Here is a 17,338-nt window from a genome sequence, read left to right as displayed (position 1 = left end):
CCATGAACGCCACGCCTCCCGCCGACGCCCTGAGCCCCGCAGCCGCCGCTGACGCCGCCGAAAAGAAACACCAGCACGAGATGAACAAACTCTCCAAGCGGCTGCACCGCTTGGTGGGACAAGCGATTGCCGACTTCAACATGATCGAAGACGGCGACAAGGTCATGGTGTGCCTCTCCGGGGGCAAGGACAGCTACTCGCTGCTGGACGTGCTGCGCAATCTGCAGCAGCGCGCGCCCATCAAGTTCGAGATCGTGGCGGTCAATCTGGACCAGAAGCAGCCGGGCTTTCCTGACCATGTGCTGCCTGAGTACCTCAAGAGCATCGGCGTGGATTTCCACATCGAGACGCAGGACACCTACTCCATCGTCAAGCGCCTGGTGCCCGAGGGCAAGACCACCTGCAGCCTGTGCTCGCGCCTGCGCCGCGGCATCCTCTACCGCGTGGCCAAGGAGCTGGGCGCGACCAAGATTGCGCTGGGCCACCACCGCGACGACATCGTCACCACGCTGCTGCTGAACATGTTCTTTGGCAGCCGCATGAAGGGCATGCCGCCCAAGCTCGTCAGCGACGATGGGCAAAACGTGGTGATCCGCCCGCTGGCCTATGTGCGCGAGAGCGATCTGGCGCAATGGGCCCAGCACCGCGAGTTCCCCATCATTCCCTGCAATCTGTGCGGCAGCCAGGAAAACCTGCAACGCGCCACCGTCAAGGCCATGCTGCAGGACTGGGACAAGAAGTTCCCCGGCCGTGTCGACAATATGTTCACGGCCATGGGCAATATCGTGACCTCGCACATGATGGACCGCAAGCTCTTCCCCTTCGAAACCATTCGCGCCACGGGTGCGCCAGTGGCCGATGGCGATATCGCCTTTGACGAAGAAGAGCACTGCGGCGAGCCCGCACCCAGCAGCGTGATCCGCATGGTGCGAGAAGGCGACTGAGCCCTATCGCTGCGTCCTCGCGCCAGGGGGTCCATGCGTTACGCTAGGCGGCACCTCGGCGGCCCGTTTTGGGCCACTTGCTGTTGCCCCATTGGAGTTACACCATGTCCATGAACCGCCGTCACAGTCTTTTGGCTTTGGCCAGCGCCGCTGCGGTGCTGAGCCTGGGTGGCTGCGCCACCTTGTCGCAAATCAGTGTCGATGCGCAAAGCTTTGGCAGCTGGCCCAGTGGGCGCTCGCCCGGGCGCTACGCGTTTGATCGTCTGCCCTCGCAGCAAAACCCCGACAGCAACCAGCAAGCGCTGGAGCAGGCCGCCAGCGTTGCACTGGAGCGCGCGGGCTTCAAGCCCGTGGCCGACGCCAAGGAGGCCGACGTGCTGGTCTCGGTCGGCGCGCGCGTCTCACGCACCGACCCTGCCCCTTGGGATGACCCGCTGTGGTGGCGCGGCCGCAGCTCCTATTACGAATGGCGCCGCGGCTACTGGCAACCCTACTACCCGCGGCGTACACCCTATGGCTGGGACCCCATGCTGGACAGCCGCTATGAGCGCTCCGTAGCCCTGCTGCTGCGCGACCGCACCACCAGCGAGCCGCTCTATGAAGCACGCGCCAGCAGCGATGGCTTCAACCCCGGCGACAGCGAGCTGCTGCGCACACTCTTGGTGGCCGCGCTCTCAGACTTCCCGCGCACCCGGCCCGACGTTCACCGCGTGCGCCTGCCCCTGGTTGCGGCACCGGCGCAGCCCTAACCCGACACCACCTCTACTCGTTTGAACCTCCATATGGCGCTGAACATCGTTGTCATGGCCGCGGGCAAAGGCACCCGCATGAAATCGGCCCTGCCCAAAGTGCTGCAAAAACTGGCCGGGCGCAGCCTGGTGCAGCATGTACTGGACCGCACGGCCGCTCTGGCCGCGCAGCAGCGCATCATCATCACCGGCCATGGCGCCGAGCAGGTGGAAGCGGCGCTGAGCAGCAGCGGCGCGAGCTTTGTGCGCCAGATGCCGCAGCTGGGCACGGGCCACGCCATCCAGCAGGCCGTGCCGGTGTTGAACGACGAGGGCAGCACCCTCATCCTCAGCGGCGACACGCCCCTCATCACCGCCGAGACCACCGCGCGCCTGGTGCAGGCCTGCGACGGCCGCGCGCTGGTGCTCTTGACCATCGACTACAGCGACCCCAGCGGCTATGGCCGCATCGTGCGTGAAGGCCAGGCCGTGCAGGCCATCGTCGAGCACAAAGACGCCAGCCCCGCCCAGCGCGAGATCCGCGAGTGCTACACCGGCGTCATGGCCGCGCCCACAGCCTTGCTCAAGCGCTGGGTCATGGCCCTGAACAATCAAAACGCCCAGCAGGAGTACTACCTGACCGACATCGTGGCCATGGCCGTGGCCGAGGGTGTGCCCGTTTTGGGGCTCAAGACCGAGCGCGAAAGCGAGGTCCTGGGCGTCAACAGCCCCAGCCAGCTCGCCGCGCTGGAGCGGCTGTTCCAGGCCGAGCAAGCCCAGCAGCTCATGGAAGCCGGCGTGCGCCTGGCCGACCCCGCGCGCTTTGACCTGCGCGGCCAGCTGCGCTGCGCCCAGGATGTGGAGATCGACGTCAACTGCGTGTTCGAAGGCCAGGTCGAGCTGGGCGAGGGTGTGCGCATCGGCGCCAACTGCGTCATCCGCAACGCCCGCATTGCCGCAGGCGCGCGCATTCACGAGTTCACCCACATCGACGGTGAGGCCGCAGGCGTCACCGTGGGCGAAGGCGCGCTCATCGGCCCCTTCGCGCGGCTGCGCCCGGGTGCCCAGCTCGGCGCCGAGGTGCACATTGGCAACTTCGTGGAAGTGAAGAACGCCACCCTGGCGCGCGGCGCCAAAGCCAACCACCTGGCCTATCTGGGTGACGCCAGCGTGGGCGAGCGGGTGAACTACGGCGCGGGCTCGATCACCGCCAACTACGACGGCGCCAACAAGCACCGCACCACCATTGGCGACGATGTGCACGTGGGCTCCAACTGCGTGCTGGTGGCACCCGTCACCCTGGGGGCGGGCGCCACGGTGGGCGGCGGCTCCACCATCACCAAAGACGTTGCCCCCGGCGATTTGGCCGTGGCGCGCGGCAAACAAGTGGCCTTGAGCGGCTGGCAACGGCCCAGCAAAAAGCGCTGAAGGCTCCGGCCAAGCCCAGGAAATACCCTCAAATCCGCCCACCACCCGCGTGGGCGTGTGAGAAGAAACACTGGGCTTGCGCCCTGAAGCGTGCCACACTGAGTCCCGTGTCCAAGCCTTTGCCGTACGCCAACGACCCGCAATCCAGCCCCAGCACTGGGGAGGAGCGGGCCGACACTGCCGCCTCCACACAGGTTGCGGCCAATGCCTCCTTGCCTTGCGAGGACGCGGCGCAGGCCTGCTGGTATTTGTGCCGCAGCCTGGGGCTGGCCCGCCAACAACGCAGCGAAACCACGGACCTGGGCTTTCTCTTCGACTTGCTGGGCGCCATGGCCGACCTGCCACCAGACCTGAGCGTGGACGAGGTCAGCGCCGCCGGCACCGACGCCGCCCACCTGCATCAGCTGTGCGAGCAGCTGCAAAGCGCGCGCAGCCGCGTGGAAGCCGTGTGGGACGAGCAAAGCGACCGCGACAACCCAGCACCACCGGCGCAGGCGCCGCGCTCGCTGCACTGACACCCTGCCTTCAACAAGGCGCTGTCAGGCAAGCCGTGAGGGCGCGCATGACGCGCACCCCCAAGGTGCGATATCAGGTCACCAGCTCTTGCTTGCGCTCGTAGGCCGAGATCAAACGGCTGACGCGCGAGATGGACAAGTCCAGCTCCTGCGCCAAGTCCGACATCGACACCCCACCCACAGTGTGGGCGTTGTAGAGCGCGCGTTCACGGTCGCCCTGGGCTTCCTTGAGCCAGTCCTTCCAAGGGCGGCTCGAGGGCGCACGCGGCTGCGTACGGCCCAGGTCGCGCAATTCCTGGATGAACTCATCGCTGCCCAAAAACACCTGGTGGCGGATGCGCGGCAAGATGTTGAGCTCAGGGTCTGAGTGCACCAAGCGCGTGTAGCGCTGTGCCGCGCGGCGCCGCTCAGCAGCGCTTTGCACATGGACGTCGGCGACGTAGGACCACAAGCCCTCGCAATCCAGCCAAGGCGGCGCCTCATCCAAGCCCGCATGGGCACGGAAGCTCGACCACATCCAGTTGGCAGGCGCATCCACCTCGCCCCAGCGCGCCGCACCCATGTCGATGTAGCGGCAAGCGTCCAGCAGCTGCGTCTCACGCTCCACCACCACCGCTTTGAAGCGGCCATGGAAAAGTTGCCCAGCGCGAGATTGGCGACGGTTGAAGGCCTGCGTGTACACCCCGTTGAGGTGGCGCATCAGGCGCGAGAGGTTGGCATGCCGCGTGAACAGCAGCAGCTCGTAGTGCTCGTGTCCTAAGCAATAGGCCAGGACCTGCGCATCAAAGCGCTGCGCCGCCTGCGCCATAAGGTTGAGCAAAGTGCTCCGGTCTTGGTCGTCTGCAAAGACAGGGAAATCTGCCTTCGAGCTGACGAAGTACACGGCGCCCGGGTATTCAATTCTGAGTGGCCTCACCATGAGAACCAAGTTAGGTCAGACGCATCCGAAATACAAGGGAGGTCAATGCGTGGCCCCTCGGCTAGGGGGAGTATTCAAATTGCAACAAGGGATGCCCTGCCCCTTGACAAGACCACAAACCAACAAGCGTATTGATGTAAAACCCACCCCTTTTGCACCTCCGCACGCCCATGGCCACCAGCTTGCTTGCTCTGCTCGACGACATCACCACCGTCCTGGACGATGTGGCCCTGCTCTCCAAAGCCGCCGCCAAAAAAACCAGCGGTGTGCTGGGCGACGATCTGGCGCTCAACGCCCAACAAGTCAGCGGTGTGGCCGCCGACCGCGAACTGCCCGTGGTGTGGGCCGTGGCCAAGGGTTCACTGCTGAACAAGGCCATTCTGGTGCCCCTGGCCCTGGTCATCAGCGCTATTGCACCCTGGGCGGTGACGCCACTTCTCATGCTGGGCGGGGCCTATTTGTGCTTTGAGGGCGCCGAAAAACTCGTGCATCGCTGGTTTTCGCACGAAGCGCCACCCCCCCAAAAGTCGGAAGCCAGCACCAACCCGCCCGATCAAGGGGGAGGGGATGGGGTCGAAACCGAGCGCGACAAGATCCGCGGCGCCATTCGCACCGATTTCATCCTCTCCGCCGAAATCATCGCCATCACCCTGGGAACGGTGGCCGACGCGCCCTTCATGACCCGCGTGATGGTGCTGTGCGGCATGGCTGTGGTGATGACGATTGGGGTCTACGGCCTGGTCGGCGGCATTGTGAAACTCGACGACGCGGGCCTGGCCCTGAGCCGCCGCGCCAGCCGCCTGGCCCAGGGCTTTGGGCGCGCCATCCTGGCCGCAGCGCCACTGCTCATGCGCACCCTGTCTGTGGCGGGCACGGTGGCCATGTTCCTGGTCGGCGGCGGCATCCTGACGCACGGCCTGCCCGCCCTGCACCATGCCTTGGTGGCCCTCAGCGCGGGCCTGCCCGGCTGGGCGCAAGGTGTGAGTGGCATGGCACTGGACGGCCTGGTGGGCCTGGCGGCCGGTGTGCTGCTTGTGGCCCTGCTGGCTCTGGGCCACAAGCTCAAGACCGCCCTGAATCGGCCCGCAGGACGGGCCGCATAGCGCCAAGGGCGGCCGAAGCTGCTACGCTTGCCGCCCTTTGTGCTCCTTCTGCCGCAGTCCGCCATGAATTTCCCTGCTTACACCCCCGAGTCCGCCGACGATTTGCCCCTGAGCGAGGCCGAATTGCAGGAGCTGGACGCGATCTTGGCGGCGCTGCCCGACGGCGCCATGAACATCGAGGCCATGGACGGCTACCTCTGCGCCCTGCTGCTGTCGCCCCAGGCCCTGGCCGGGCGCGCGGGTGCGGACTGGATTCCCGCCGTCTGGGGCGGTGGCGACCCCTTCCCCAGCGGCAAGCAGCGCAAGCGCGTGGTGCTCTTGGTGCTGCGCCACGTGCACAGCCTGGCCGTGCAACTGACGCAGCGCGCGCAGGAGTGGGAACCCATCTTCAGCGTGGCGCAGGAAGAGGCCCTGCAGCTGGTGGACGCCGAGGACTGGTGCATCGGCTTCATGCTGGGCGTGGACCTGGACGGTGACGCCTGGGTGCCCCTGTTCGAGCGCACCAAAACAGCCGCCGCCCTGGCCCCCATCGCCCTCTTGGGCGGCGACGACAGCGGGCTCGATGCCGAGCAGCGCGCGCAGCTCGAAGACCTGCACTACCGCGACGCCCTCAGCCGCGAAGTGCCCGAGAGCGTGCTCACCCTGTGGGCCCTGCGCGGCCAGTGAGCCCCTTCCGCCCCCCGCAAGACGGGGGGCCTGCCAACCCAAAACCATGACGCTGCGTTGACATGAGCATGCGCCGCTCCCGCCCCACCTCCGCCTTCGTCCAACGCCTGCCGCTGTGGCTGGCGCTGTCCGTCACGCTGCTGCTAGGCGGCTGCGGCACCACGGTGTTCAACCCCGTCACCGGCCAGGCCGAGCGCAGCGCCATGAGCGAGGCGCAAGAAGTGCAGACCGGGCGCCAGGCCCATGCCGAGGTGCTCAAAGAAACCCCGCGCCTGGCCAACGAGCCGCTGCAGGCCTATGTGCAGGCCCTGGGCAAAAAGCTTGCAGCGCAGTCCCACCGGCCGGAGCTGGACTGGCACTTCACCGTGCTGGACAGCGCCGAGGTCAACGCCTTTGCCCTGCCCGGCGGCTATGTGTATGTGACGCGCGGCATCCTCGCCCACCTCAACAGCGAGGCCGAACTGGCCGGCGTGCTGGGGCACGAGATCGGCCACGTCACCGCCCGCCACGGCGCACAGCGCGCCACCCGCCAGCAAGACGCTGGCCTGGGCGTGCTGGCCGCCACGGTGCTGGGCGCTGTGCTTGAAGCCAGAGGTGTGGGCGGCGCCACCGAAATGCTGGGCCAGACCGCACAAGGTGTGGCCGCTGGCCATGTGGCCAACTACAGCCGCGAGCAGGAACTGCAGGCCGACGCCCTGGGCGCCGAATACCTGGCCAAAAGCCGCTACGACGCGGTGCACATGGTGGACGTGATCCAGGTGCTCAAAGACCAGGAGCGCTACGCCGCCGACCAGGCCCGCGCGCAAGGCCAAACCCCACCCCCAGCGCCCGGCTGGCTGTCCAGCCACCCCAGCAACGACGAGCGCCTGGCGCGCATCCACACCGAAGCCGCGCTGCGCCGCCTGCCTCCAGACGAAGCGCGCAAAGCCGACGACGGCCAACAGCGCTTTTTGCAAGCCACCCAGGGCTTGATCTATGGTGACAGCGCCGAACAAGGCCTGGTGCGCGGCCGCCACTTCATCCACCCCGAGCTGAAGCTGGCGCTCACCGCACCGCAGGGCTGGCACATCGTCAACGGCGCCGAGCAGCTGCAAATCGTTGCCCCCGACCGCCAAGCAGCACTCATCCTGCAAGCCGTGCCACCCCAGGCAGGCCGCCAGCACGACGACATCCTGCGCCGCTGGGTGCGCGCCGAACAAGGCCGCAGCCAAGCCCTGCAGTTCAACGGCCTGGCGGCCACACGCTTTTCTGGCATGCGCCGCGATGCCCAGGGGCAGCTCAGCCCCGTGGCCCTGACCCTGGTGAGCAGCCCCACCGGCGCGGTCTACGCCCTGGCCCGCAGCGGCCGCGCTGCCCAAGGCCCCTGGCGCGCCGCACTGGACGACGCCGAACAAAGCTTGCGTCCCCCCAGTGCCGTCGACCTGGACCTGGCCAAGCCCTGGCGCCTGGCCCTGCGCCGCCACCCCAGCGGAGGCTTTGCCGAGCTGGCTCGCAGCGCCCCGCAAGGCGTCACCCCCGAGCTGCTGCGCCTGATCAATGGCCGCTACGGCCACACCGACCCCCAAGCCGAACCCAAGCCCGGCGAGTGGGTGAAGACCCTGCAAGCCCTGCAGTAGCCGCCCCTCGCGGCACGCCCCCACAAACAGCCTCCCCCTAATTTGCCAGTGTCCTGGGCGGCCCCGGCGCTCTAGCATGCAGGGCATAAAGACTGCTCAGGGGGACTTTCATGCCACGCTTACAACTGCAGGCCGGTACTGCCCGTTTGACCTTGGACGCGCGGCCGGATCGGCTGGATTTGCGTGACCGGCCCTACCGGCCGCGCTTGGGGAATTTGGGCTCGCAATTTCCCAGCGACGAGGAAATCCAGCTCTGGTTCGGCGCCTATGCCCAAGCCGGCATGGTGCTGAACCAGGGCGAGGAAGGGGCCTGCACCGGCTTTGGTTTGGCCTCGGTGGTGAACTACCTGCGCTTTGTGCAAGACCTGGTGGCGCACGGCGCGCCGCAAAACACCGATCGGGTGAGCCCGGCCATGCTCTACCAGCTGGCGCGTGTCTACGACGAGTGGCCGGGTGAGGACTACGAGGGCTCGAGCTGCCGCGGCGCCCTCAAAGGCTGGCACCGCCACGGCGTGTGCCGCGAAGTGCTGTGGCCCGACAAGATCGACAAGCACAACAAGCGCGTGCCCTGCGCACCGCTGGAAGACCCCGCTCGGCCCAACGACCCCCAGCACAACTGGGATGTAGACGCGCTGCGCTGCACCCTGGGCGTGTACTACCGGGTGGACGCCCGCTCGGTGGTGGACATGCAGGCCGCCATACGCGAGTGCGGCGCCATTTATGTGAGCGCCACGGTGCATGAGGGCTGGTGGCTGCCGCGCGTCAAACACCCGCTCAACGGCCATGCGGATCTGCCAGTCATCCCGGCCATTGACAAACCCCAAAGCCCCGGCGGCCACGCCTTTGCGCTGGTGGGCTACAACGAAACCGGCTTTGTGGTGCAGAACTCCTGGGGCCCGAAATGGGGCTGCTGCGGCTTTGCCGTGCTGCCCTACGAAGACTGGGCGCGCAACGGCCAGGACGCCTGGGCCTTCACCCTGGGCGTGCCGCGCCCGCAGCGCGGGGGTGCAGCACGCTCGCCGCGCTTCAGCCTGCCCAGCGCGGACCACAGCACGGGGGGTGGCACGCCGCAAAACAGCGGCATCACCCTGCTGGGCCAGGCCGATGCGGTGGACCAGCGCTACCGCAACGTGCGCAGCGCCGTGCAGCCGCTGGATGTGGACGGCGCCTACCGCCACACCCTGCTGCTGGACCGGGGCTTTCCGGTGCGCAACGACATCACCGCCGAAACCGCGCTGCAGGCCGTGGAAGCCGCCTGCTACACCCGCCCCAAAGCCTGGCTGAAGGCCAACAGCTGCCGCAAGCTGCTGCTCTACGCACACGGCGGGCTCAACAGCGAGAGCGCCTCCATCGCGCGCATCCGCGCGGTAGCGCCCTACGCGCTGAACAACGGGCTCTACCCGCTCTTCGTGACCTGGCGCTCAGGTGCGCTGGAGACACTGTCGGACATGGTCGAGGAGCAGTTCTCAAGCCGCGGGCTGGAACGCGCCGAAGGCCTGCCCTCGGGCTCCTGGCTGGACCGCATCACCGACAAGACCGACCGCCTGCTCGAACCCCTGCTGCGCGGCCCGGGTGGCGCCATGTGGTCGCAGATGAAGCTCAACGCCGTGCGCGCCGCCCAGGACGGTGGCGGCACGCGCATGCTGGTGCAGCAGCTGGCCCGCCTGGCGCAAGACCTGCCCGATCTGGAGCTGCATTTGATCGGCCATTCGGCCGGCGCCATCTTGCTGGGCGCCATGCTGGGTGAACTCACCCAGGTCAAGCTCAAGGTCAGCACCCTGCGCCACTTTGCACCAGCTTGCACGCTGCGCTTTGCCCTCGACACCTACGCCCCGGCCGTGGCCAAGGGCACGCTCGATGCGCGGCGCTGGCAGCTGCATGTCCTGTCAGACGCCAACGAGCTGGACGACAGCGTGGGCCCCTACCGCAAGTCCCTGCTCTACCTGGTGAGCCGCAGCTTTGAAGACCAGCACAAAACCCCGCTGCTGGGGCTGGACAAAGCCTTCGATCCCAGCACCGCCAAGCCCGAGGCGGCCGATGCGCTGTGGAACAGCGCCAGCATGGACGATGTGCGCCGCTGGCAGCAGTTCTGGGCCCAGCAAGAAGCAGCCGGGGCCAGCCGACTGGTGCTGCGCGAGCGCGAGGTGAGCACCGGCGCGCGCAGCATCCGCGCCAGCCACGGCTGCTTTGACAACGCCGTGGACCTGGTAGGCGACGCGCTGGGCTATGCCCTGGACCCAGACAAACCCAAGCGCATCAAGATCGCGCAGCTCGACTATTGAGGCGACGACACATCCCCAAGACTCACCGCCTGATTGGCTACAAATTCCGTACGCAGGTCACCCTCATCTCAGTCTTACCGGGCTTGTCCAACCAACAGCTCAGGTCGCAGCTTCGCGCGACCTAGCCTTATCCGTTGAGGCCGCACTCTTGGTCTTGCTTACCGCCCTGCAACCACAAGAAGCAGGCCAATTGCAGCAGGTAGGGCCTGAATAAACAAGATCCGCCTGCTCGCGGTGGCGGCACCGTACAGCCCGGCTACGAGGACGCAGCTCAAAAAGAAGACATTGAAGCTGTAGCCCTGCGGACCACCGAGCAGGAGACCCCAGAACAGACCTGCCGCGAGAAAGCCGTTGTAAAGCCCTTGGTTCGCTCCAAGTACTTTGGTCTCTGCTGCCTTCTGGGGAGTGAGGCCGAATGCCTTCATTCCCTGCGGCTTGTCCCACAGAAACATTTCAAGGACAAGGATGTACAGGTGAATCAGGCCGACGAGTGCTACGACGATATTGCCTGCAGTTGCCACGGTGTTCTTGTCCTTGTATTGAGATGGTGAGAGAAAGTGCGAGCGACGGCAGGTTGTGCTGACCTGCCCCTTCCACGGCGGCGGGTTTTGAAGGGGAAGCCCTTGTAGTTTGAGTTAACCGGCTTGCGACAGAGAGACGAAGCAGGCCGAGAATGAAATGACGGCCTGCGCACGAACGCAGCTGCAAGTCCGGCTGAACGAACGGCTAGGTTTTTGCGTTAATAGATGCCAGAACGGTGGCAATAAATGCAGATTTAGCCGCCCTATAGCCGTCGGCGCCAAGGTGTGAAGACTGTGACTTGACCGCGTTGTATTCCTCAACAAGTGCGGGATTTGCAAGCAAAGCGTCTCTGAACTGGACGAACCCTTCGAATTCGGAGCCTGCCGCCACCAGTTGAATGGCGTGCTCGGCCGCGGATGCTGGGGAATTGAGCATGCAAAGCTCTGGAGTGCGAAGCGTGTCCTGCTGCTCCTGGTAGCCCTGGGTGATAAGCCGTGAAACGATGCCTGCATGAGCGGATAGCGGAACGATGAGGCAAATGTCCAGGTCGCCTTTGGAGACTGCGCCTGGAATGGCTGAAGACCCAATATGCTCGACTCGACCCTCTGGAACCCATGTGCTGATTACAGCGCGCACGTCTTCGAAGCGTGCCGCAATTTCAGCTTGGTATTCGCTGGGCTTTAAAAGGAGCATGAAAACCTCTCAAGAAACTTCCACCGCCCATGCGGCTCTGACGCTGAGAGCGTTCATGTGATGGCGGCGGGGGCGGGGGCGGGGGTAAGTTCGAAGCCCATCTGACGGGCACATTGAGTCAAGTTTTGTACCACGCGCTGGCAGCACTTCTGCTCGTAGGCGCCCTGTCCAGCCTCGACATAGCTCCAACAAGCCCGACACCAGAAATGCTGTCTGTCTGATTCAGTGCCACCACCGCACGCGAACGCCCGAATTCTGTTCAGAGCTGATGCCTGGTGAACTCGGTAACCCGTTTGTGCCATAAGGGCCTGTTGTGCGAATGGAGCCCATGCGTCCGCTCGCCTTTGGCGTGGGGGACGGAATGCCCAAAGAATTCAATGACGGCTTGATTTATTGGGGAGTCCCACTAGAGGGGTTAGGCCCCACTCGCGACTTGGCTGGACAGGTACCTGCCGCAGTACACCGCCCACCCGAGTACAGCGAACTCCAGCAGGCGCTGGCTCAAGCCCGCGGTGGATGAGGTTGGCGAGAGAGTGAGCAGGCCGACTAGTGCGAGCCCGGCCGCCGCGTACCCAGCCACGGCCAGGTGACCTGCGCCCGGCCAGGTACGGGCAGCGCGTGCGAAGGTGAGCAGGAACGCTGGCGCGAGCAAGTACCCAAGCAGGCCAGCTGCGTTGTGGATGAGTTGCGAGGCAGTAGGCTTGTCCGGACGACAACCAAGGTCGCAGGGATACGCGGCGGCGACGAGGTAGCCGGCTGCATACAAGGCGAGGCCGACTAGAGCCAGAGTGGTGCCAGAAGATCGTGGGAGTGCGGCATAGGCAAACGAACAGAACGCCAGCAGGAGAATGCCCGCTGGTAGAAACCCGGCAAGTCGGACGCCCCACTCCTGCGGCGCACCGCGAGCACCAAGCTCGCTGATGTACTGCGACACGTGGCTGTACCCTGGCGTGAGGGCGCCTGCCACGACGACCGTGAGCGCCATGACGACGAAGCACGCCAGGGCTGTGACGGCGCTGAGTTTTGCTGCACGTTGAGAGAGCCAGGGCTGGGCCATGTGGGGGCTAACGAATGAAAGGGACTTCCCCGTCCCGAGCGGGCCGCATTGCGGCAAACGGCAACGGAGTGCCACGATGGGAAGTACGGTATCTCATCAACTGACTCGGAAGGGGAAATCATGGCCATTTTGACTGTGGGTATCGACCTCGCCAAGAACGTATTTGCCCTGCACGGGGTGAACGAGGCAGGCAAGGCGCAGCTGCTGCGCACAGCCGTACCACGCAAGAAGCTGCACACGCTGGTCGCTGCCCTGTTGACCTGCCCCTTCCACCCCTTCCACGGCGGCGGGTTTTGAAGGGGAAGCCCTTGTAGTTTGAGTTAACCGGCTTGCAACAGAGGGACGAAACAGGTCGAGAATGAAATGACCGCCTGCGCAGGAACGCAGCTGCAAGTCCGGCTGAACGAACGGCTAGGTTTTTGCGTTAATAGATGCCAGAACGGTGGCAATAAATGCAGATTTAGCCGCCCTATAGCCGTCGGCGCCAAGGTGTGAAGACTGTGACTTGACCGCGTTGTATTCCTCAACAAGTGCGGGATTTGCAAGCAAAGCGTCTCTGAACTGGACGAACCCTTCGAATTCGGAGCCTGCCGCCACCAGTTGAATGGCGTGCTCGGCCGCGGATGCTGGGGAATTGAGCATGCAAAGCTCTGGAGTGCGAAGCGTGTCCTGCTGCTCCTGGTACCCCTGGGTGATAAGCCGTGAAACGATGCCTGCATGAGCGGATAGCGGAACGATGAGGCAAATGTCCAGGTCGCCTTTGGAGACTGCGCCTGGGATGGCTGAAGACCCAATATGCTCGACTCGACCCTCTGGAACCCATGTGCTGATTACAGCGCGCACGTCTTCGAAGCGCGCCGCAATTTCAGCTTGGTATTCGCTGGGCTTTAAAAGGAGCATGAAAACCTCTCAAGAAACTTCCACCGCCCATGCGGCTCTGACGCTGAGAGCGTTCATGTGATGGCGGCGGGGGTGGGGGTGAGTTCGAAGCCCATCTGACGGGCACATTGAGTCAAGTTTTGTACCACGCGCTGGCAGCACTTCTGCTCGTAGGCGCCCTGTCCAGCCTCGACATAGCTCCAACAAGCCCGACACTAGAAATGCAGTCTGTCTGATTCAGCGCCACCACCGCACGCCTACGCCCCAATTCCATTCAGAGCCGATGCCTGGAGAACTCGGTAACCCGTCTGTGCCACGACGGCCCGTTGAGCGAATGGAGCCCATGCATCGGCTCGCCTTTGGCGTGGGGAACGGAATGCCCAAAGAATTCAATGACGGCTTGATTTATTGGGGAGTCCCACTAGATGGGTTAGGCAACTGGCTACACATGCTAACCCGGCAATGATTTCAGGTACTCAGCGATGGTTGTTTGACCACGTTCATTCGCGAACTCGATAGCACTCATTGACTTCATATGACGCCCTGAATACTTGATTCTGTAGTCAATCCCATGCCGAACGAGAAGCTCTACAATTGAGCCGTGACCACCAAAAATTGCTGCGAATAGTGGATTTCTCTCGGGCTCTGTTACGTCGAGTTCGGCCCCGCTATTGAGCAAGAAAACTACTATATCGTAGTGACCTGATGACGCTGCAAGGTTAATTGCGGTTCCATCAAAGGTTCCACCTCTGCGGTTTACCTCAATACCTGCAGCAACTAGATTCTTTGTGAGAACTAGGTCTCCCGACGAAGCGGCTACGTGTAGCCAGGAACCGAAGGGGGTTTCTATCTGCAAGCAATCAGGATTACGATGCAGTAGATCAAGCGCCTCGTCGGTTTTGCAAGATCTAACCGCGGTGAGGAGACTGCGACGAACTTCGATGTCGGTCGACATAGGCTGCCTAACGTTCGAGGTAACCGGGCGCCAACGGCGGGACGCCAGGCCCGGACTGGCGAAAATGTGCCGCGTACCGCCAGGCCGGGCCTGGTGGTCCGCCGTTGGTGCTCCGGTTGACCGAGGTGTTAGGCGTCACTCGGATGGGATCTACTTGAAAGTCCGATGCGCTAATTCGCGTGCCTATCTCTGAATGCTCACGGACTCCAGCCTGTAGCGGCTGGTGGTACGGGAATTTGTGTACTCGGTCTGAAATGCAACGCCAAGGTCGGATATCCACATCAACTTAGTCTTGCCGACAACGACACCATTCGCGCCCGTCATGGTGCATTCGAGCGGAATTGCGGTTCCGGAAAGGCTTGCGTGGACAGACGCTGCTTGCACCGCCTGGCTCGCAGTACAAACATGCTTCTCGTCGGAGAAGTTCATTAGTTGAGGTGCGTTCCCGGTTTTTGCGTCGATGCCATAGGTCTGCCCCGCCTGCGGTTTGCCAAGACCTCGATCGAACTTCGACATTTCCTTGGTGTCAAGTGGATAAAGCGCATTCGAGCGATCGACGAATGTGGTCTGTGTCTTCAGTCGATATATGCCTGCGAATGTCAGCGCGAGGTTAATTCGGTAGGGTACGCCATTGCGGGAGTACTCTGTCTTGTTCTGAATATATCCATTACCCAGATTGATGAACGTACTTGCGGAAGTGATTTGGTAGATCTTGCCTTCCTCGTCGAGGTCCGCAATTGTCTTGTATTCGATTCGATTGAACTGCTTGGGCAATTGCTCACCCTTTTCCACTAGCGTTCGCACTGGCTGCGCCAATTGGTCCGGCGTGAAATTGCTCGCCAAGTATGCGTCGCTGTTCGAGACAACTGTCTTGGTGTCAACAGTACCGCATCCAGCGAGCACTCCAACGAGGGAGAGTGCGATTGCCTTGGTGAGTTGAGCGATTTGAGTCATGAGTAAATGTTGCGTTTTGTGAATGGTCTCTTGATCTACTGCGTAAATGAAGTGTCTCTTTTGGTCGCAGATCCTCCTTATTGATCGGTGTGCGCGGCATTGGGGTCTATGTTCACATGATTTGCGACCGATGCGTTTGGTGACGCCTAACGTTCGACGTAAGGGGCCTGCCGCAGGCAGGTCCCCTTGACGGAGGGGTTAGGCGTCAGGCGTGACATACGGCAGCGAGCGGGTACGGAACAGCCCATGACGCTTCTCGGAGAAGTGAAAGGTCAACTCGACAAGTGTGCCCATTTGCGCCGACTGGGATAACCCGGAGACGTGAAAGCCCGCTTGCAGCTTGGCGATGATGACTGGATTGTTTAGTACCGAGTGCTGGGAACGAATGGCCACTGCGCCGTTGGCACTAGCGTACTCACGAATGGCCGACAGGAGAGATGAATAGACGCCCCTGCGCCGATGAGTGGACACAACGCCGCTATTCGCCATGTAGAAGACATTACCTCGTTCCATCCAGCCGCACGACCACCCAACCAACTCCTCCTCCAAGTAGGCGCCAAGGCGATACATTGGCGGATGGGCAAGACCACCAGAGGTGCTAGTAGAGGATTCGGCGGCAAGGGTCGACGCGAGCTCCACCGATGACTGTTGAATGTCGGCGAAGACTTCTCGACTCAGGCGTGAAAAGTCGGGCTCAGGGAACTTCTCGACATGACGAATGGCAACCGAATTCATGACGCTTAACGTTGGAATTCAGCCGACCAGCCAGCGAAGCTGGCGCAGGTCGGCTGCAATGAAAGGTTAAGCCGCATCACCAACACCTTGCGAATAGTCATTGGACAGCTCTACATGCTGGCCGACGCTGAGCTTGGGTAGGTCATTTGCCGTGACAAGCGTGAAGGCGAATACCGTCAAGTCAGGACTGCCGTCGGGCTTCAACGTTCGCGGCTGAGACAGATGCTGCCTGATCGGAACACCTCCAAGGCAGCTCGACGGTGAAAGCTGGATATTCCCCGCCTCAATCTGTCTTGCAAAGAGAAACGCCGGGCGCGCCTTCTGCGCGATGTACTCGATCCTGAAGAGCATTTGCGGCTTAACGTTGGAATTCAGCCGACCAGCCAGCGAAGCTGGCGCAGGTCGGCTGCAATGAAAGGTTAAGCCGCATCACCAACACCTTGCGAATAGTCATTGGACAGCTCTACATGCTGGCCGACGCTGAGCTTGGGTAGGTCATTTGCCGTGACAAGCGTGAAGGCGAATACCGTCAAGTCAGGACTGCCGTCGGGCTTCAACGTTCGCGGCTGAGACAGATGCTGCCTGATCGGAACACCTCCAAGGCAGCTCGACGGTGAAAGCTGGATATTCCCCGCCTCAATCTGTCTTGCAAAGAGAAACGCCGGGCGCGCCTTCTGCGCGATGTACTCGATCCTGAAGAGCATTTGCGGCTTAACGATAACCATCAGCCGCGTGCGTCTTCGCACGTCGGCTGCATGGTTTTGTTAGGACGCTCCCGCTCATTGATGCCAATACTCTGCGAGCGCCCGAAGGATGTTGGGCCTATCGAACAGATAGTCATCCTCTTCTGAAATGTACTCCAAGAAAGCCCGCACCGCGTCGCGCTGCTTTGGCGAGAGCAGCGCGAACTGCTCGGTGCGCAAATCTCCGATGTCAGTCAGACAGAAGGCCATACCGAACTCATAGGAACCACTCAGATCGGCGAGCAGGTACGCTGGCAGATGGAACCGCATCCCCTCTGCATCAAAGAAGCTCAAGCTGCTATTGCATTCGTTTAGCGCTGAGGACGGGATACGCGACCAATCGACTTTCTCATCTGACACTCGATAGGCGGCTAGTTCCTCCTCTTCTTCGTAGCCATCAATACCCTGCGCCTGTCGAAGGCCTACTCCTTGGCCAAGCTGCACTGCGAAGAAGGCTTCACGTATCTGAGCTTCGATCGCCTGGGCAAGATGCCAACGCTTCGACTCTTGTTCAGCCTTCTCAATAGTCGACGCTTCGTATCCTCGCGCTCGCATTTCCTCGATGTCTTTCGGGGATGGATACTTCTTCATAGAGTCCT

Annotated in this window: 19 protein-coding genes and 1 pseudogene; 9 read left to right on the top strand and 11 right to left on the bottom strand. The window is 62.9% G+C overall.

Features of this window, described 5'->3' with window-relative positions; translation table 11 throughout:
• Nucleotides 1-2 precede the first annotated feature (2 nt).
• The 4 genes from ttcA (at nucleotide 3) to ACG0Z6_RS01095 (ending at nucleotide 3,615) form a co-directional block, all read left to right on the top strand.
• Nucleotides 3-944: a tRNA 2-thiocytidine(32) synthetase TtcA gene (gene ttcA, locus ACG0Z6_RS01110; protein WP_394458003.1), complete on the top strand. Its 942-nt coding sequence runs from the start codon at nucleotides 3-5 to the stop codon at nucleotides 942-944.
• 104 nt (nucleotides 945-1,048) lie between these two features.
• Nucleotides 1,049-1,693: a DUF4136 domain-containing protein gene (locus ACG0Z6_RS01105; protein WP_394458001.1), complete on the top strand. Its 645-nt coding sequence runs from the start codon at nucleotides 1,049-1,051 to the stop codon at nucleotides 1,691-1,693.
• Between the two features lie 33 nt (nucleotides 1,694-1,726).
• The gene (gene glmU / locus ACG0Z6_RS01100; protein WP_394457998.1) at nucleotides 1,727-3,100 is read left to right on the top strand and encodes a bifunctional UDP-N-acetylglucosamine diphosphorylase/glucosamine-1-phosphate N-acetyltransferase GlmU; all 1,374 of its coding nucleotides are present in this window, start codon (nucleotides 1,727-1,729) and stop codon (nucleotides 3,098-3,100) included.
• A 107-nt stretch (nucleotides 3,101-3,207) separates the two neighbouring features.
• On the top strand, nucleotides 3,208-3,615 hold the full coding sequence (locus tag ACG0Z6_RS01095) for a hypothetical protein (RefSeq protein ID WP_394457995.1): 408 nt from the start codon (nucleotides 3,208-3,210) through the stop codon (nucleotides 3,613-3,615).
• A gap of 73 nt (nucleotides 3,616-3,688) precedes the next feature.
• Here ACG0Z6_RS01095 and ACG0Z6_RS01090 read toward each other — a convergent pair whose 3' ends face one another.
• Nucleotides 3,689-4,534: a transposase gene (locus ACG0Z6_RS01090; protein ID WP_394457993.1), complete on the bottom strand. Its 846-nt coding sequence runs from the start codon at nucleotides 4,532-4,534 to the stop codon at nucleotides 3,689-3,691.
• Nucleotides 4,535-4,704: 170 nt separating this feature from the next.
• Here ACG0Z6_RS01090 and ACG0Z6_RS01085 point away from each other — a divergent pair, with 170 nt between their 5' ends.
• The 4 genes from ACG0Z6_RS01085 (at nucleotide 4,705) to ACG0Z6_RS01070 (ending at nucleotide 10,201) form a co-directional block, all read left to right on the top strand.
• The gene (locus ACG0Z6_RS01085; protein ID WP_394457991.1) at nucleotides 4,705-5,637 is read left to right on the top strand and encodes a DUF808 domain-containing protein; all 933 of its coding nucleotides are present in this window, start codon (nucleotides 4,705-4,707) and stop codon (nucleotides 5,635-5,637) included.
• Nucleotides 5,638-5,700: 63 nt separating this feature from the next.
• A complete protein-coding gene (locus ACG0Z6_RS01080) occupies nucleotides 5,701-6,303 on the top strand; it encodes a UPF0149 family protein (RefSeq protein ID WP_394457988.1) in 603 nt (200 codons plus the stop codon).
• A 62-nt stretch (nucleotides 6,304-6,365) separates the two neighbouring features.
• Nucleotides 6,366-7,919, top strand: a complete 1,554-nt coding sequence (locus ACG0Z6_RS01075; protein WP_394457985.1) for a M48 family metalloprotease — start codon at nucleotides 6,366-6,368, stop codon at nucleotides 7,917-7,919.
• A 110-nt stretch (nucleotides 7,920-8,029) separates the two neighbouring features.
• Nucleotides 8,030-10,201 (top strand): C1 family peptidase, encoded by a 2,172-nt coding sequence (locus ACG0Z6_RS01070; protein WP_394457983.1) that lies wholly within the window; start codon nucleotides 8,030-8,032, stop codon nucleotides 10,199-10,201.
• A gap of 158 nt (nucleotides 10,202-10,359) precedes the next feature.
• On the opposite strand, the gene ACG0Z6_RS01065 is transcribed toward ACG0Z6_RS01070, so the two are convergent.
• From ACG0Z6_RS01065 to ACG0Z6_RS01055, 3 genes are all read right to left on the bottom strand, one after another.
• Nucleotides 10,360-10,722, bottom strand: a complete 363-nt coding sequence (locus ACG0Z6_RS01065; protein WP_394457981.1) for a DUF1304 domain-containing protein — start codon at nucleotides 10,720-10,722, stop codon at nucleotides 10,360-10,362.
• Between the two features lie 205 nt (nucleotides 10,723-10,927).
• The gene (locus tag ACG0Z6_RS01060) at nucleotides 10,928-11,416 is read right to left on the bottom strand and encodes a GrpB family protein (protein ID WP_394457977.1); all 489 of its coding nucleotides are present in this window, start codon (nucleotides 11,414-11,416) and stop codon (nucleotides 10,928-10,930) included.
• Nucleotides 11,417-11,831: 415 nt separating this feature from the next.
• Nucleotides 11,832-12,473 carry a DUF998 domain-containing protein gene (locus tag ACG0Z6_RS01055; protein ID WP_394457979.1) on the bottom strand — a complete coding sequence of 214 codons (642 nt, stop codon included), beginning with the start codon at nucleotides 12,471-12,473 and terminating at the stop codon, nucleotides 11,832-11,834.
• A gap of 120 nt (nucleotides 12,474-12,593) precedes the next feature.
• Here ACG0Z6_RS01055 and ACG0Z6_RS01050 point away from each other — a divergent pair.
• Nucleotides 12,594-12,737: pseudogene (locus ACG0Z6_RS01050) on the top strand (IS110 family transposase); the annotation flags it as partial.
• A gap of 147 nt (nucleotides 12,738-12,884) precedes the next feature.
• Here the strand turns inward: ACG0Z6_RS01050 and ACG0Z6_RS01045 are convergent.
• The 7 genes from ACG0Z6_RS01045 to ACG0Z6_RS01015 form a co-directional block, all read right to left on the bottom strand.
• Nucleotides 12,885-13,373 carry a GrpB family protein gene (locus tag ACG0Z6_RS01045; RefSeq protein WP_394457977.1) on the bottom strand — a complete coding sequence of 163 codons (489 nt, stop codon included), beginning with the start codon at nucleotides 13,371-13,373 and terminating at the stop codon, nucleotides 12,885-12,887.
• Between the two features lie 430 nt (nucleotides 13,374-13,803).
• Nucleotides 13,804-14,307 carry an ankyrin repeat domain-containing protein gene (locus ACG0Z6_RS01040; RefSeq protein ID WP_394457975.1) on the bottom strand — a complete coding sequence of 168 codons (504 nt, stop codon included), beginning with the start codon at nucleotides 14,305-14,307 and terminating at the stop codon, nucleotides 13,804-13,806.
• A 183-nt stretch (nucleotides 14,308-14,490) separates the two neighbouring features.
• Entirely contained in the window at nucleotides 14,491-15,261 is a 771-nt protein-coding gene (locus tag ACG0Z6_RS01035; protein ID WP_394457973.1) for a hypothetical protein, read from the bottom strand.
• Between the two features lie 198 nt (nucleotides 15,262-15,459).
• On the bottom strand, nucleotides 15,460-15,996 hold the full coding sequence (locus tag ACG0Z6_RS01030) for a GNAT family N-acetyltransferase (RefSeq protein ID WP_394457971.1): 537 nt from the start codon (nucleotides 15,994-15,996) through the stop codon (nucleotides 15,460-15,462).
• Nucleotides 15,997-16,062: 66 nt separating this feature from the next.
• On the bottom strand, nucleotides 16,063-16,347 hold the full coding sequence (locus ACG0Z6_RS01025) for a hypothetical protein (protein ID WP_394457969.1): 285 nt from the start codon (nucleotides 16,345-16,347) through the stop codon (nucleotides 16,063-16,065).
• 68 nt (nucleotides 16,348-16,415) lie between these two features.
• Complete coding sequence (locus tag ACG0Z6_RS01020) at nucleotides 16,416-16,721, bottom strand: hypothetical protein (protein WP_394457967.1); 306 nt, start codon at nucleotides 16,719-16,721, stop codon at nucleotides 16,416-16,418.
• A 54-nt stretch (nucleotides 16,722-16,775) separates the two neighbouring features.
• Nucleotides 16,776-17,330, bottom strand: coding sequence for a DUF6714 family protein (locus ACG0Z6_RS01015; protein ID WP_394457965.1), 555 nt, complete (start codon nucleotides 17,328-17,330; stop codon nucleotides 16,776-16,778).
• Between the last annotated feature and the right edge of the window lie 8 nt (nucleotides 17,331-17,338).

This window comes from Roseateles rivi (genome assembly GCF_043555845.1).
Lineage (GTDB): Bacteria > Pseudomonadota > Gammaproteobacteria > Burkholderiales > Burkholderiaceae_C > Roseateles > Roseateles rivi.
The sequence above is the reverse complement of the archived record's forward strand: the minus strand, read 5'-3'. Positions and strand labels throughout refer to the sequence as shown.